At 45.6% G+C, this 16,504-nt stretch carries 6 protein-coding genes and 1 pseudogene; all 7 read left to right on the top strand.

What is annotated here, in order from left to right; genetic code table 11:
- Window positions 1-17 precede the first annotated feature (17 nt).
- The 7 genes and pseudogenes from NST83_RS12790 to NST83_RS12760 all read left to right on the top strand — a co-directional run bounded on the left by NST83_RS12790 (window position 18) and on the right by NST83_RS12760 (window position 16,487).
- Window positions 18-881 (top strand): DUF1835 domain-containing protein, encoded by an 864-nt coding sequence (locus NST83_RS12790; protein WP_342414488.1) that lies wholly within the window; start codon window positions 18-20, stop codon window positions 879-881.
- A 183-nt stretch (window positions 882-1,064) separates the two neighbouring features.
- The gene (locus NST83_RS12785; RefSeq protein ID WP_342414487.1) at window positions 1,065-4,493 is read left to right on the top strand and encodes an amino acid adenylation domain-containing protein; all 3,429 of its coding nucleotides are present in this window, start codon (window positions 1,065-1,067) and stop codon (window positions 4,491-4,493) included.
- Window positions 4,494-13,025, top strand: a complete 8,532-nt coding sequence (locus tag NST83_RS12780) for an amino acid adenylation domain-containing protein (RefSeq protein WP_342414486.1) — start codon at window positions 4,494-4,496, stop codon at window positions 13,023-13,025.
- Complete coding sequence (locus NST83_RS12775; protein ID WP_342414485.1) at window positions 13,022-13,903, top strand: hypothetical protein; 882 nt, start codon at window positions 13,022-13,024, stop codon at window positions 13,901-13,903. The genes NST83_RS12780 and NST83_RS12775 overlap by 4 nt, the downstream gene beginning before the upstream one ends.
- A gap of 273 nt (window positions 13,904-14,176) precedes the next feature.
- The gene (locus NST83_RS12770; RefSeq protein WP_342414484.1) at window positions 14,177-15,082 is read left to right on the top strand and encodes an NUDIX domain-containing protein; all 906 of its coding nucleotides are present in this window, start codon (window positions 14,177-14,179) and stop codon (window positions 15,080-15,082) included.
- A gap of 27 nt (window positions 15,083-15,109) precedes the next feature.
- Window positions 15,110-15,592, top strand: a complete 483-nt coding sequence (locus NST83_RS12765; protein WP_342414483.1) for an NADAR family protein — start codon at window positions 15,110-15,112, stop codon at window positions 15,590-15,592.
- Window positions 15,593-15,597: 5 nt separating this feature from the next.
- Window positions 15,598-16,487, top strand: a pseudogene (locus tag NST83_RS12760) (TIGR02452 family protein).
- Window positions 16,488-16,504 lie beyond the last annotated feature (17 nt).

Here is a 16,504-nt window from a genome sequence, read left to right as displayed (position 1 = left end):
GAAAGGAGGCAGTTGACTTGTCATCTAACAATGTACACCTGCTGTTCTCTCAGTCTGCTGCTGGCTCGATGAAAGTAGGCCTTTCTGGAGCAGGATTGCGTTATGAGAGTGAAGTGCTGTCTTTTAATGATCTATTTTCCATAGGGCCGTTGTGGAAGCTGGAAACACCAGAAGGACAAGAGAACCGTCACAACTGGTTGGCTGAACGGATCGTGGATTATGAATTTTTCTATTACGCGAATTGGGAGCACCGCATTGAACAGATGACGGCTACTCTTACTGCAATTTCTGATGATAAGTCGATCACGATCTGGTGCGGCTCTAATGCTCACGAGCAGATCGGATTACGTTTTGCATTATACCTTTTGCGGAACAGAACTGCTCCTATCGGGGTCGTAAACGTAACAGATTCCTTGGAACGGGAGCCGAGTGATCCTTTATACATGGAAAGTAAGTTTCCTCTATCCATGAACGTGGTGTATTCGAAAGAAATTGCACGCTTCATAACGCAAAATAAAGATAAAATTCATGCTTTAAGTATGGAAGATCGACATCGACATGAACAAGATTGGCTGGAGCTTAGTGAACAGGAAAGTGTGCTGAGATTATGGGAAAATAACCATATCGATCATGTGCCAGAAGATTACTTTGATCAGGCTTTGCTGGATTTGATCGGTCAACTGCGGGTAGAGGATAATCGGCAATATGTACTCGCGGGAAAAATAATAGGTGAGGCTTTAACACGGTGGTCACAGCTGAGAAGCGATACTTTATTGGAATACCGGATTCAACAGTTGATCGCTCAGGGCAGACTCGAATTTCTGGAAATGCCTGAAATGTCGGGCATGCAATATCGCTATGCTGTGAAACTAAAGGCGTAAAACGAAGAGAAAAAGTGTACTATTCTGTCACCTGATGTCATTTCTTCATCTCCAGCTAAATTCCCATTTTAATGTAAAGTTGTGATTATAGTTTATCCATAAACGACTTCTTTCGAAAAAGATGCTTGTAGAGCAAACCTTAAATCGTATGAATGTTAATGGGAGAAGGAGATGAGGCGGAGCATGATACACGGTACGTTAGCGGATTACCCGCGGGATACAACGATTCATCAGTTGTTTGAGGGGGAGGCCGAGCGCACACCAGAGCAAGTGGCAGTTGTATTGGAAGACAAGCATTTGACGTATGGTGATCTGAACAAACAGGCTAATCAGCTTGCCCGGGTTCTGCGGAACAAAGGTGTAAATAAAGGCGACCCCGTCGGGATTATGGCCGAATGCTCATTGGAAATGATCGTCGGTATTTTCGGGATTTTAAAAGCCGGGGGAGCCTATGTGCCGGTTGACCCGGAATACCCCAAGGAACGTATACGCTATATGCTGAAAGATTCTGGCGCAAAGCTCCTGCTAACCCGGCTACCAATTGAGCAACAAGTGGAGTTCAACGTTCCTGTACTGGATTTGTCGGACAAGAGAAATAACAGGGAAGAAGCAGGGAATCTCACCTCCATTCATGACTCAGATGCACTAGCCTGCATTATGTATACGTCAGGCTCTACGGGCGAACCGAAGGGAAACCTGACGATGCACTACAATATTACACGTGTTGTCAAAGAAACAAATTACATCCGATTCGCGGCAAAAGATCGAATCTTGCAATTGGCCAGTTTTTCGTTCGATGGTTCTACATTTGGCATTTACGGGGCACTGCTTAACGGAGCCACCCTCGTTTTGACCCCACAAGCCCACATCATGAATGCACGAGAGCTATCGAGTGTACTGCACACACAACAGATTACAAAATGCTTCATTACAACCGCACTTTTTAATGCAATGGTGGATATTGATCCGGATTGCTTTGCCACACTTGATACCTTGCTATTCGGTGGTGAAAAGGTGTCGGTCAGCCATGTGCGCAAAGCATTTGCCCGTCTGGGCTCTGGCCGTTTAATTCATGTCTACGGACCGACCGAGAGTACAGTATTTGCAACGTTTTACCGGATTGATCATTTGGATGAGGCTGCAAATACCGTACCGATTGGTAAACCCATCAGCAATACGTCGGTTTACATCATGGATCATAACCAGCATCCTTTGCCACAAGGAGTTGCAGGTGAACTGTACATCGCTGGTGATGGATTAGTGAAAGGTTATTTGAACCGTCCAGAGCTGACAGAGGAAAGGTTTATTCCTTTTCCAGGGGTGCCGGGGGGCAGGTTGTACCGAACCGGAGATTGGGCAAAAGAGCAAGCGGACGGAAACATTGAATATATCGGCCGGATTGACGAGCAAGTGAAAATACGGGGCTACCGAATTGAGCCAGGGGAAATTGAGGCACAGCTAATAAAAATAAAGGATATACAAGCAGCGGTTGTTATCGTGCGTGAAGATGGGAACGGACAGAAGCAACTGGGAGCGTACTATAGGGCAAGCCAAAGGCTGCCGGCAGATGAAATTAAAAACACGCTTTCTGCAAAGCTGCCGAAATACATGATTCCCTCTTTTTTTGTTCAATTAGAGCAGATGCCACTAACACGGAATGGAAAGCTGGATCGCAAGGTACTGTTGTCCTTTGAAGACAATGGACATACCATGGCAGCAAACATATCTCCTGAGGCAGGGCTGGAAGCCAGGCTGATGGAAATCTGGCAGGATGTATTAGGTATTCAGCAGTTCAGTGTTGTAGACAGCTTCTTCGACCTTGGTGGACATTCTATTCATGCGCTTACGTTAATGTCAAGGATGGAGGTGGCTGGATATCATACCACTTTGGCAGATATTTACCACTATAAGACGATCCGTGCGCTCGCTGCTTATCTTCAATCGGCTCAAGATAGTGAAAGAGCCTTGAAGCAGCAGGGCACCATAGAAACCAAGCAAGAGTTGATTTCCTGGCTGCACCAAGAAACAGATGGTGTGTATGAGCTGGTGAAGTATCAAGTGCGGGATTTTCTTCACGAAGTGAGAGATATTCGAGTACTTTACTTCAACTCCGTGGACGACGTCAATCCTATCATGCGGATTATGAACGGGAAAGTCGCTAAAGAACTCCAGCCGCATTATATTGTACCATTGCATCAAAAAGTAAAAATGGATAATCAATACCAGGTCTTCGATGAAGAGGAGTTTGTCCAGCGTCTGGGCTTGAAAACCATGGACACGGATCAGGCGGCAAGGTTGCGCGAGCAACTGGAAGACGATTATTTAAAAAGAGATCAGTGGGTTAAAACGGGGCAAGTGGCACAAGAATATCCGCTAAGTGGAATTCAACAAATGCAAATTTCATTTCATACACCGCCGAGTATTGGCTTATTTAGGCTGGACGAGTATGTGAATTATGATTTTTTGAATCAGGCTTATGCTCAATTTGTACAAAGTCAAGGATTACTGAGAAGCATTCCTGTGCAAAGAGATGAATGGACGTATTGGAGGGAATACGTACTTCCCGACGCCGATTTGCCAACACTCACCATCTTTGACGTAACGGACTGCAATCCATATGGCCCCTTTATGGAAATGATAAATGACTACATGACGAATACCCGATACACGGGAGAGCGTGCTTTGTTTCAGATGTTTGTGCTAAAACGAAATCTGCGTGAGCATGTTGTTATTACGCTTTATCATCATGCGATATGCGATCGGGTGACTTCGGAAGTAGCTGAACGACAGGTAATGGCTTGCTACAGGAGTCTGCTTCAAAACGAATCCCTTCCTACGGATGAAGTAAAACCCTATAAGGATTATGTAGAACAAATCCAAAGCGGACCCAGCGGAATCACCGAACAGGCATTGATATACGACTTTCATCTGGAAGCATTCCAGCAAAGCAAGCAGGACCTGTTACAAACTCCGAAGCTAAGAACGAGCACAGAAGCCTATCTGTTTAGCGTGAGCATCCCGGCTAAAAACCCATCCTTGGAGTTTGCGCTCTCTGTCTTTACAAGGGGCATGCAAATCTATTTAGGTATGAACCAGTTGCCATTGTTATTTTTATATGATGGAAGAAGGTACGATGAGGCGACGTATTATAACACGGTCGGTGAGTTTATTGATTTTGTGCCTATGCTGATGGACATGAAGCAGAAGCCGGATGAAATGCTGCTGACTGTCAGAAATAGGCTGGAATTATTAAAACACCACACGATTAATTTTATGAACCTGCTTACAGGACCTGCCTATAAAAACAGGTGGGAACGGACCAGAACACTTGTACAATTTGGGAAGCAGTATGAGCATCTAGATGTATTCATGTTTAACTATTTGGCCAATAGCGCAAAGGAAGGGTTGAAGTATAGCCAATTTTACGATGATACGGTCATAAAGCAACCGAATCCGCTGCCGATCTATTCGCTGTTCAACTGCATCGCTACCTCCTACACAGATGGTCTTATTTTTTCGATGCGGTGCAGTTACGAGATAGAGGTTGAGGAAGTTAGGGCTGCTTTTTATCAGGCCGCCGGTATAGCATCTCAGATAGGGGAGGTTCTATAAGTGATCCAACCTTACTTGCCTCTATTTTCCCATCACAAAGGGGAAGCCGGACAGCCTGAAGACAAAGTTCAAGTCCTTTACCATATTCGTTTGGAAACAAGACAGGTCAAACCGATCATGGAGTTTGTACAGCAGCATCAGTTGGGCATGCCTTCTTTTATCGCAGCCATATGGTCGGTGCTTTTATCCCATTACGCCAATCAATATACAGTACCTGTTTTATACTCCATGTTATCAGACAATGAGGGAACACCACGTCGTCAGGACTATCCGCTTTTTATCCATATTCAGAAGGAAGATCATCTTCTCTCCTTGATGAAAAAAATAAAGGGAAAATGGGATAGAGATAGCAACAGTAAGTGGAGTGAGGATTTTTCGCAGCACATGAAAGTGGATTACCTATCTGAAAAAGATGAGGATTTTTTTAATGTGGGCATCGTAGAGACTTGTGGTGAACTCTCGCATTCAAGTTTGAGCACAAAAGCACTAGCTTCTCTAAGCGGTATAAATCAGCCTGAGATTGCGCTCTGCTACCGTTATGGTTCGGAAAGATTAGAGTGCGCAATACAGTATGATAGCAGGTATTTTGGTAAAAAGCAGATCGCTAATCTCGCAGGCCACTTTCAGATACTACTGGCCAATGCACTCCATCTTCCGGAGAAAGCGGTACTCCTTCACCCCATACTGACAGCGAAAGAATACGAGCAGATACAACAATGGAATGATACGGAACAAGCCTATCCTTTGGATAAAACCGTGGTTCAACTGATTGAAGAGCAGGCTGCTAGAACTCCCGATGCAATCGCATTGGAGTTTGAAGGGCAGAAGCTGACCTATTCGCAGTTAAATCAGCGGGCTAATCAAATCGGCCGCGTGATTTTAGAATCGGTTTCCACAGGAGAGGAGGGCGCTTTACAACCCGGCACGCTGATTGCCATCTTTATGGACAGAAGCGCAGATGTAATCCCGGCAATACTAGGAGTTATGAAGGCAGGGGCCGCTTATCTTCCGGTCGACCCCCAATACCCTGGAGAACGGGTTCGATTTATTTTAGAAGATGCGCAGGCCAAAATGATTATCACGCACAGCCATCTGGTAAACAAGCTAAATCCATCTATGAATCAAATGAGAATGAAAGCGCATTCGGTTATCTGTGTAGATGAATGCTTAGTGCAGCAGTACGATCATCCCGACGAGAATTTGAATATTCAGGTTAAACAGAACGACCTGGCCTATGTCATTTACACATCCGGCTCCACTGGAAATCCGAAGGGGACGCTTATTGAGCACGCCGGACTGGTTGCGTTAACTCCTTACCTTATTGAAAAGTTTCGTATTACCCCTGTCTCCAGAGTTATGCAATTCGCTTCCATCAGTTTCGACGCTTCGGTCTACGAATGGATCGGAACATTAACAGTAGGCGGGACACTTGTTGTGCTGTCGAATGAGGAGCTGCCTCCTTATGCGGATATTTCAGATGTACTCGAAGAGAAAAATATCCACATTGCCATGCTGACGCCGTCTGTGCTGCGAACCATGAAACCAAGAGAACTGTCTGAACTGCACACAATCGTATCCGCTGGAGAACCCTGTACGCCTGATATTGTGAATTATTGGGGAAGAGGACGACTGTTTGTGAATGCTTACGGACCGACCGAAGTGACGATTTTATGTTCCACCGCGGTATGCAAGCCAGAGGCAGAAATCACGATTGGCAAACCAGCCTATAACAAACGATTGTTTGTATTCAATCCATTTGGTAATTCTGTGCCGGTCGGTGTTCCCGGTGAATTATGGGTGGGCGGCATAGGGCTTGCCAGAGGATACCTGAATCGTGAGGAGCTGACCCAGGAGCGTTTTGTTCACAAAGAGATGAGCATCGGAAATGAGTATCCACAGCGAGAGCGGTTATATCGAACCGGGGATGTCGTGAAATGGACGCCAGAGGGTGAACTGGTATTTATCGGCCGTAGTGATGAACAGATTAAAATCAGAGGCTACCGTATCGAACTGGGTGAAATAGAGCATCAGCTTCGCCAGCACCCTGACATCCGTCAATGTGTCGTTCGAGCCTGGAAGGACGAGTCCTTCCATAAACTGGTGGCTTACTATACTGCCTTAAAAAGGCTGACTGAGGCTGAATTGGCCCAGTATGCAGGCTCTATTTTACCTGTTTATATGGTTCCTGCTTATTTCTGTCAGCTGGATTCAATCCCCGTAAATACAAACGGGAAAGTTGATCGTCAAGCTCTTCCTGATCCGACCACATTATTTGTCCCTGCTGAGAATGCTGCGGAAGCAGGGGAGGGCAGTTTCGAAAAGCGACTGCTTTGCATTTGGCGACAAATTTTAAAAAGAGGAGATATCGGTGTAAACGATCATTTTTACGCGGCCGGGGGAGATTCAATCCTTGCCATTCAGGTCGTCTCTATGGCCAGAGATCACGGTATGATGCTGACTCCAAGACAAGTTGCAGAGCATCCAACTATCAAGGAATTAGCTGCTGTGGTTGCTTGGACAGAACGTGAGAAGAAGGAAGATAGTATGGTTGATTTGACAGGCGAATTTGGTCTGATGCCGATCCAGCACTGGTTTTTCGAGCAGCAGTTCAAAGAACCGCATTATTTCAATCAATCCCAGTTGTTTCTACTCCGTGATTGTGATCCCGTAAAGCTGGAAACGGCCATCAGACAATTGATCCGACTCCATCCAGAGCTTTCAATGGAGATTGTAGCTGACAAGCATGGATATGCGCAGCGCTACCGAACAGATACCACCATTCAACTTGCCAGTCACACCATTCAGCACATTGCTGATCCCGAATCTGAAATTTCAAGCATATGTGATACATGGAACAGACAATTGAATTACGCGACAGGCCAGATGATTTATGCAGGCGTAATCCAGGGTCACCCTGACGGTCAAGTCCGCTTGTTTATGACGATTCATCATTTGGTTATTGATGGCGTTTCCTGGAGAATATTGGTTCAGGAATTGGATCAATTGTATCATGGCTCAGAGCTGCCTCCTGTTTTAAATCCATACAAAAGGTGGCACTATGCATGGATGGATTATTCCAAACACCAGAATACTCTAAGTCATATAGATTACTGGAAAAAAGTACATCTCCAAAATGCAGCATTTGTGCTGCCGGTAGACCATTGCGCGGATCATAAAATGAGCAGTGAATCTTCGGAATTGGTTACAATGCTTACTCCCAACGATACGCAGCTACTCTTGTACCATTGCTCACAGGCATATCATACCGAGATCAATGATCTGCTGCTTACGGCCTGGTCGCTGGCGCTCTCCGCTTGGTCTGGGCAGAAGACGATCGCGTTTCGGTTAGAGGGTCATGGACGTGAGCATTTTGTAGCCGATATGGATCTGACAAGAACCGTCGGCTGGTTTACCTCAATGTTTCCGGTGTGCATTCGGATCAAGGACAATTGCAGCTTGGGGGCGACGATTAAATCAGTCAAAGAACAGCTGCGTTCTATTCCTCATCGCGGCATGTCATACGGTGCTTTGAGATATTGTCATCCGAACGAAGAAGTCCGTTCCGAGCTAACAGCTTCCGAACCACAGGCTCTATTCAATTATTTGGGTCAATTCGATCAGACAAATACGAGCGGGCTAGAGCAGTGGATAGGTTTTACACGTGAAGCAGCACAGGACCATAGCTCGCCGCTTAATCATGGAACAAGCCTGTTGGAACTTAACTGTTCCATCGTTCATGGACAACTGCATTTATTCATGAAATATAGCAAACGTCACTATGAAGAAACGACCATTACTCAGTTCATAAATACTTTCATATCACGTTTGCTTTCTATCATTGAGCATTGCAGCCAGGTTAATTATGAAGAGTTTACACCAAGTGATTTTCCATCAGTGTCACTGGAGCAGCATTCGCTGGATCAGATTGTAAAGACCTATTCTAAGCAATATGGTCTGAATAAAATGATGTATTTAAGTCCTTTGCAGGAAGGGCTGTTGTTTCATTATTTAGAGTATCCTGCTTCCGATCAATACTTTGTGCAGGTTAATTGGAAATATCGTGGGAGGCTGGAGGTAAACCAGTATCGGGAAGCCTGGGACAGTGTCATTGCCGAAAATGATTGCTTGCGGACATGTTTCATTTGGGACACGCTGGATAAGCCCGTACAATGCATTATCCAAACAGCAGAATGGGACTGGACGTTCCTGGATGTTGGAGCAGAGCAACCCAAACGGCAGCAGGAATGTATTGAACAGTGGATGGAGATGGATCGCAATCGTCGTTTTGATCTGAGCCGGCCTGCGTACCGCATCACACTGATTCAGACTGCACCGGAAGAATGGACGATGCTCTGGAGCTATCACCATATTTTGCTGGACGGTTGGAGCCTGCCGCTGCTGCTAAACCGGGTTCATGAACTCTATGCTTGTAGATTGCAAAACAGAATGCCACAGCGCAGCTTGTCCCGCTCTTTTGAAGCGTATATTCATTGGCTGAATGATAAGGATCGCACAGAGGCCGAGTTATTCTGGAAGGCTTATTTGGCGGAAGTAACGGAGCCGACCCTGCTGCCAATCGAGAAGGGAAGTGCGATTCCCGATGTACATCAACCGATTAAGAACCAGCAGATCCAGACTCTTCACATGGATTCGAGTCTAACCAAACGTATTGCCACCTTTGTACAGCAAACACAGGTTTCGCTCAATACCTTGGTGCAGTTTGCATGGGGGAAAGTGCTACAGGTCTATCATGATGCAGATACAACCGTATTCGGCATGGTCGTTTCCGGGAGGGGATCGGATCTTGCAAAAGGGGATCGCATTACAGGTATGCTGATTAATACGTTACCCTTGGTGATGCACTGGAATGTGGAGCAAACCATCACAGAATATGTTAAGCACCTGCACCAGACGATTCAGAAATTGAATGACTACTGCTATGTGAGCCTGAACGAACTGAAGAGGTGGAGTGCTATTCATGGTCATGCCATGTTTTACAGCATCGTGGCCTTCGAGAATTATATGAACGACTACCGTCAGCCTGAACATGGGTTGGAGATGTCAGCTATGGAGGAACGGGAGAAAACCAATTACCCGATGACTATCACCATTGCCAATGACGGGGAACAGGTCACTGTCAAATTTATTTACGATGCCGATCGCTTGAAGCAAGCAACGGTTTGTCGCCTAGCTGAGCATCTGCTAAATACATTGCACTATGTGCTGGAATATCCGAGTCACTCCGTCGGAGACGTGTGTTTTATAAGCAAGGACGAATATGATCAAGTCGTCTACGACTGGAACGATACGTATACAGACTATCCCAGAAATCGTTCGATTGTTGACTTGTTTCAGGAGCAAGCGAGGCTGCGCCCTTCACAGCCGGCGGTAATTGCAAGCAACAAGATTATAACTTACCGCACCATGAACCAAATGTCCCGGCAGATTGCCCATTTGCTAGTAGATGATACCGACAGTCATGGGAAGTTGATCGGGGTTTATTTGCCGCGATCCATCGAGTTCATTGTCTCCATTCTGGCGATTATGAAAGCGGGATGTGCTTATGTGCCGATAGACCCCGATTTTCCGGCAGAAAGAACACGCGAATTGATCGAGGACGCCAAGCTGGACACCATCATCACCTCACATAAAGGAGCGGAAGGTATCTCGAAAGCCTGTAATGGAATCCATTTAAAACTGATTGATATAGAGCGTTTTGACCAGACTGGAGTTGTACCGCAAGTAGAGAAGGAGCCTATAATTGCTCCTAATGACCTTGCTTACCTACTGTATACATCCGGCTCAACGGGAAAACCGAAAGGCGTGATGGTAGAACATCGCAATGTCATCCGCTTGGTTAAAAACACCAGCTATATCCCGTTTTCCTCTGACATCAGGTTGCTTTATACAGGTTCGCCTGTTTTTGACGCTTCCACGTTTGAAATTTGGGGGACGTTGCTAAACGGAGGTCGTCTGTTTGTAGTTTCAAAAGATGATCTTCTCAATATCCAGCTGCTGGAGCATCGAATGAAGGAGTGGAAAATTAATACACTATGGCTAAGTTCCGCATTGTGCAATCAATGGATTGAAGAAAATGAAAAGATGTTTGCTGAACTTAAATGGTTGGTCGTGGGCGGGGAAGTTTTATCGACTAAGCATATAAACCGTATCCGGCTGGCCTATTCAGAGCTTTCGATTCTTAATGTATATGGCCCAACGGAGAACACCACGTTTTCAACGAGCTATCGAATCAAAGAGACTTTTGAGCAAGATATCCCCATCGGCAAGCCGATTAGTAATTCGACTTGTTATATCCTGGACAAACAGGGACGTATTCAGCCTATCGGGGCGGTCGGGGAACTATATGTAGGAGGAGACGGGGTTGCGAGGGGCTATTGGCTGCAAAACCAATTGACACAGCATGCGTTTACTCCGAATCCCTATACTTCTGCCAAAGATCGTGAAAGAGGAGGAAATCGGGTTCTTTATCGTACAGGAGATCGGGCGAAATGGCTACCGGACGGTAATATCGAGTATATTGGACGGGTTGACGATCAGGTGAAGCTTCGCGGCTATCGAATCGAACCTGGCGAAGTCGAGTTCAGGCTTGGCCGCTATCCTGTCGTGAAAGAATGTCTGGTTGCTGCCCGCGAGCTTCACGGTGAATTACGGCTGATCGCTTACTATACAGCGGAAGAGGAGGAGCGGGAGGGAGAGCTTCATACGTTTATGGCTGAGGTGCTTCCGGCTTATATGCTACCCTTCCGTTACATTTGGCTGAAGTCGTTCCCATTAACAGCTAATGGGAAAATCGACCGTAAAAAGCTTCCTTTACCGGAAAGCCAGAACAGCCATAAAGAACCAAATTCCAGTCCAAAAACTGAATTGGAACAAATTATTGAAGAGATTTGGAGCAAGGTTCTGCAGCTTGAGACTATCCGTAAGGATGAAGATTTTCACACGTTGGGAGGGCATTCGCTTCATGCGCTGCGTATAGCCAGCATGCTGCAAAAAAGCGGATATCCGGTTACAGTCAACCAAATATTTCGTGAACAGACCATCGAACGTTTGGCCCTTGCATTGAGTAAAGCCAGGACGGAAACTGTAACTGCCCTTTGTTCGGATAGGCATATCCCATATATTCAGACGATAAAAAAGGTGTACCCGAATGACGGATTTCCACTGTCTGCTGTACAAAAACGTTTTTTTCAAAGAGATCTGCTGAATCGCAACATGTTTAATGTACCTTACCTGGCTCTGCTCAAGAAATACATCCCCAGACAATTGCTGGACTCTTCCCTGGAGGCACTATGGAACAAACATGCGGCGCTACGCTTGTCATTTGCTCAGCTGGATCATAATGAATGGTATCAATATGAGCAGACCATAAGTGTGGAACAGGTTGTTTCTTATGTAGATTTGCAAACGGTCCCGGGCTCACATGACGCCTACATTTCGGAATACTGCTCGAATGCTCAGCATGGATTTGACATCGGGGCTGGACCTTTATGGAAAGTCGTGCTGTTTGACCATTATCGCGGAGAGAGACGGCAGGTGGTATTGCTCCTGTTCCATCATTTAATTTTTGACGGGATATCCATAAACATTTTTTTGGAAGACTTGAGGCATCTTCTATTACTGGAAAAGGGGAGTGATTGGCTCCTGCATAGGGAGGAAGAAAGCAGCTATCGGGATTGGTGCATGGGATTGACACAATATGCGGCAAAAGGCCTTTCTCCTGACGCATCAGCCTTCTGGGCCAAGGTTGTGGAAGGCGGCAAGTCTTTACAGGTTGACACGGAATCGGAGACACGGCCTCTCCACCGTCATATGACTACCATAACACAAGATTTGCTTGAAGGAGAGGAACATATTCGACTTTTAAAAGCGGTGGCTGTCAAGCAGCATACTACACCGCTGAGCTTGATACTTACGGCATTGTCACAGGCTTGTTTCCAATTGAAAAGGCAATCGGATTTGCTGCTCCATGTGATGTCTTATCAGCGTGAGTCCTTTTTGCCTGGGATTGTAATTGATCGTACGATCGGTTTTTTTGCCGGAGCTTATCCCATTCGAATTCAGATCCCGGAAGAGGGGTTATCTAAAAATGGGGAGGCTGTACTGGAGCATGTCAAGCGCACATTGCAGCATATTCCATCTGAAGGACTGGATTACTTTATTCTACGATATTTGATGCAGGATATGGATTCCCATACGGAGCCGCTAAAAGACGGAACACACATGCTTTTTCATTATCAATCCGAGGAAATGAACGGGCTGGCTGATGATTTGTACGAGCCTTTGGCCCTTCCTTACGGAAATACGAACTCGGCGGACAACCCCTCCGCTTACAAGCTAAATATGACGGCAAGCCTTAAACATGATCGATTAAGTTTAACCTGCTATTACAGTTCACTGCATTATGAAGACCGGACGATTACTGAATTTGTACGCTTAATATCCGGCTATCTGTGCCAAAGCATTGATGTTCGTCCAAATACTATGATAGTGAAAGGAGGCTTCCTGCTATGAAAATATACGAATTTTGCCCTTTTTTTAATGAAAACCGGATTGCTGATATCAAAATAAAAGAAAACGCCCGCTGGATTGACGAGCTGCATGTGATCGAAGCCAACAAGACGTTCAGTTATTTGGAGAAGCCCCTCAACTTTAATGTGGATGTTCTTGGCCCCAAAGTCATTCATCATCCATTTCATGCCGATGAGCTGTTTCGCAAACCAGAGAAGGAATCATTGTATTTTAATGTGGATAGCTGCGGTGCGGATCATTTTGACCGCTGGTACTGGCGTCTGCTTAGCTACAACAGCGCGTTTCATAACGAAGCTTGCCAACGAAACCAAAGTGCCTCTATTTTGCGGGATAAGGTTGAGGACGATGATATAATCATTTTAGCTGATTTCGATGAGATCATTGATAGCCGGATGGCGGATCGTTTGGTTTCAGAAGTGAAGAAGCATGAGATTATTACGATAAAAATGCACTACTCTGTATTCTTTCTGAATCTTTTTTGCCAATCCAATCATGGCGCTCCTCATTGGAGCTATCGCGTATTTGCCATGACAGGCCGGTATTTTAAAAGTATGCCATTCTCATCTGACTATCTCAGGAAGAAGGGGATTGCTGAAGCACTGTACCAAGACATCTATTGTCTGGAAGAACCAGCAGGATTCCATCATTCGTGGCTTGAATATCAGAAAACCGCGCTTCCCAAGCTACAGGCATTTGCCGCCAATGTAGAGGATAAAAGTATATTGAATGCAGATTATATTGATCAATGTTTGCATGATAAAAAACTGTACTATATCGATACCGAGCTTTATGTTGATAACTCAAAATCGTTTTTGAGCAGTTTACAGGAGCTTGAAATAGAAGATCTTTGGTATAAGTAAAGGAAGCCAGGTTTAGCTGGCAGAGAAGCCCGGTCGATACAAAACGAGGGCTTCTCTTTTCTTTTTTTAGACATAGGAATGCGGTGTCCTTTATCTGGATTGGGACGTATTTCATGAAGATGCTGTTGACGAAGCATGATTTATATATTACTGTGTTGATATTAACATTTTGTTTTTAACATTGATTTAAAATAAAACAATGTTACATAAGCTGTTTCCGCTGCTTGATTTAGAAACAACTATTACCCAAATATAAACAGGTAGGTGACGCAATTGACAAATACATCGAAGCACAATCATAGCGGCATGACGGAGGAACAATTTTTGGCTGCATATGATGCCAATCAGTATGAGCGTCCATCGGTAACGGTGGATATGCTGCTTTTTACTGTGATGGATCAGCTCCAGCACAATTACCGCAAGCTACCGGAGAAGACACTCCAGCTACTTCTGATCCAGAGGGGGGAGCATCCGTTTCTGGGACAGTGGGCGTTGCCAGGCGGCTTTGTAGGGATGGATGAAAGCCTGGAAGAAGCTGCACGACGTGAGCTTAAGACAGAAACGAATGTAGACCGGATTTATATGGAGCAGCTATATACGTGGGGAGATGTAGCACGTGATCCACGTACGCGGGTCATCAGCTGCGCTTACATGGCATTGGTAGACCACGATTCACTGGAGGTACAAGCTGGAGATGATGCTGCGGATGCCCAATGGTTTGAGTTGGACTACAATGTGGCTCAGGAGACGCGGACGAATCAGTCGGACGGTTACAGATGGGAACAAGATATTAACATTACATTGAAGCACGGGGATATTCACCTGTCAGCCAAAGTAAAAGTGACTGAAATTCTCAAGGGGAAAACCATTGAGATCAAGCGAGAAGTGCTGAAATCCCAAGGAATTGCTTTTGACCATGCCAAAATTATTGTGTACGGAATTGAGCGTTTGCGCAGCAAAATAGAATATACAGATATCGCTTTCCACCTGATGCCAGCCCTGTTTACATTGAGCGAGCTTCAACAGGTATATGAAATTATTCTGGGTAAGGAGCTGTTGGCCGCAGCCTTCCGTCGCAAAATAGCCGAGCTTGTGGAAGAGACGAATGAATATAGAAAGGCGGCCGGACATCGTCCGTCCAAGTTATACCGATTCAAGCCCCGGCCGCGTTTTATGTAGATGAAGGATATGAAAAGAGGAATTATCGTGGAAAAGTTTACATTTTTTTATCGCAGTCAGTCGCCATTTTCACAATGGTATCCCTCTGTGTTTATCGTGGATGGATTGGAGTTCAACTGCGCGGAGCAATATATGATGCTTAAAAAAGCACAGCTTTTTGGAGATGAGGAGGTGGCCAGTAAAATTATGCAAGCCCCTACCCCGCGTGAGCAAAAAGCCCGAGGACGTAGTGTGCACGGATTTGATCAATCCTTGTGGGAGGCGAATTGCCAACAATTTGTGTATGACGGCAACTACGCTAAATTTATACAAAATCCGAATTTACTTAAGCATCTGCTCAAAACGAAAGGAACTACGCTGGTTGAGGCTAGTCCAACGGACACGATTTGGGGGGTAGGATTGGCTGAAACAGATGCCCGCATATGCTATCGTAAATCATGGCGAGGCACGAATTGGCTTGGGGAAATATTAACAAAACTACGTGAGGATGTACTGCAAAAGGAGGAGTAGCCATCATGAAACATACCGTGAACCCCCGGAGCAATCGAGATACTCGATCACATATGGCACAGGTAACGCTATCTATTTTGGAAAATGGATATTATACGAATACCAAACAGGCACAAGTGAATATTGCACAAGAGGTAAGCAATGCCATCACAGGCTCGAAGCTATATGCACCGTCTCAGCTTGTGGCTGTAAAACAGGAGGCTGAGGAAAAGATTCTTCTATTAAAAGGAGCATCAGAGTCTTCTCGGCTGGCGTAGCAGACGATTCATGAGAAGATGGAAGTTACGGGAGAAAGCACATTGGAAGCGGCTTACAGGCTTCAGGTGGTGGAGAAGATGGATCACGTGGCGTGTCTGAATTTTGCATCCGCCAAAAATCCGGGGGGCGGATTTCTCGGAGGCAGTCAGGCACAGGAGGAAAGCCTGGCTCGATCATCAGCATTGTATCCCTGTATTTCACAAATGGAAGAAATGTACCAGCACAACCGGAAGCTGCGGAGCTGTTTTTATTCGGATTATATGATTTATTCGCCTGATGTGCCAGTGTTTCGGGATGATCAGGGAATGCTGCTGGAGAAGCCGTACCAAGTCGCTTTCCTGACCGCACCTGCTGTTAATGCTGGAGTTGTGCGAGAACGGGAGCCAGAGCAGGTAAATCGGATTGGTGAAGTGATGCTGGAGCGAATCCGTTACATACTCAGTTTGGCTGTGCAAAACGGGGTAGAGCATCTTGTGCTGGGAGCCTATGGCTGTGGGGTATTCCGCAATAAGCCAGAAGAGGTTGCTGTCTGGTTCAAGCGAGTGCTAGTAGATGAAGGATATGGATTGTTTTTGCGGTGCTGGATCACACAGCAGGGCAGCGTACCTTGAACGCCTTTAAACACGGTCTTTCCTAAAGCTGGGGGACGTGTTT

Origin of the sequence: Paenibacillus sp. FSL R10-2782, from assembly GCF_038592985.1 — a bacterium.
Taxonomy (GTDB): Bacteria; Bacillota; Bacilli; order Paenibacillales; family Paenibacillaceae; genus Paenibacillus; species Paenibacillus terrae_C.
The sequence above is the reverse complement of the archived record's forward strand: the minus strand, read 5'-3'. Positions and strand labels throughout refer to the sequence as shown.

Bases quoted from the DNA above. Each gene is read 5' to 3' on its own strand.
- NST83_RS12785 (WP_342414487.1), top strand. From the start codon at position 1,065: ATGATACACGGTACGTTAGCGGATTACCCGCGGGATACAACGATTCAT.
- NST83_RS12775 (WP_342414485.1), top strand. From the start codon at position 13,022: ATGAAAATATACGAATTTTGCCCTTTTTTTAATGAAAACCGGATTGCT.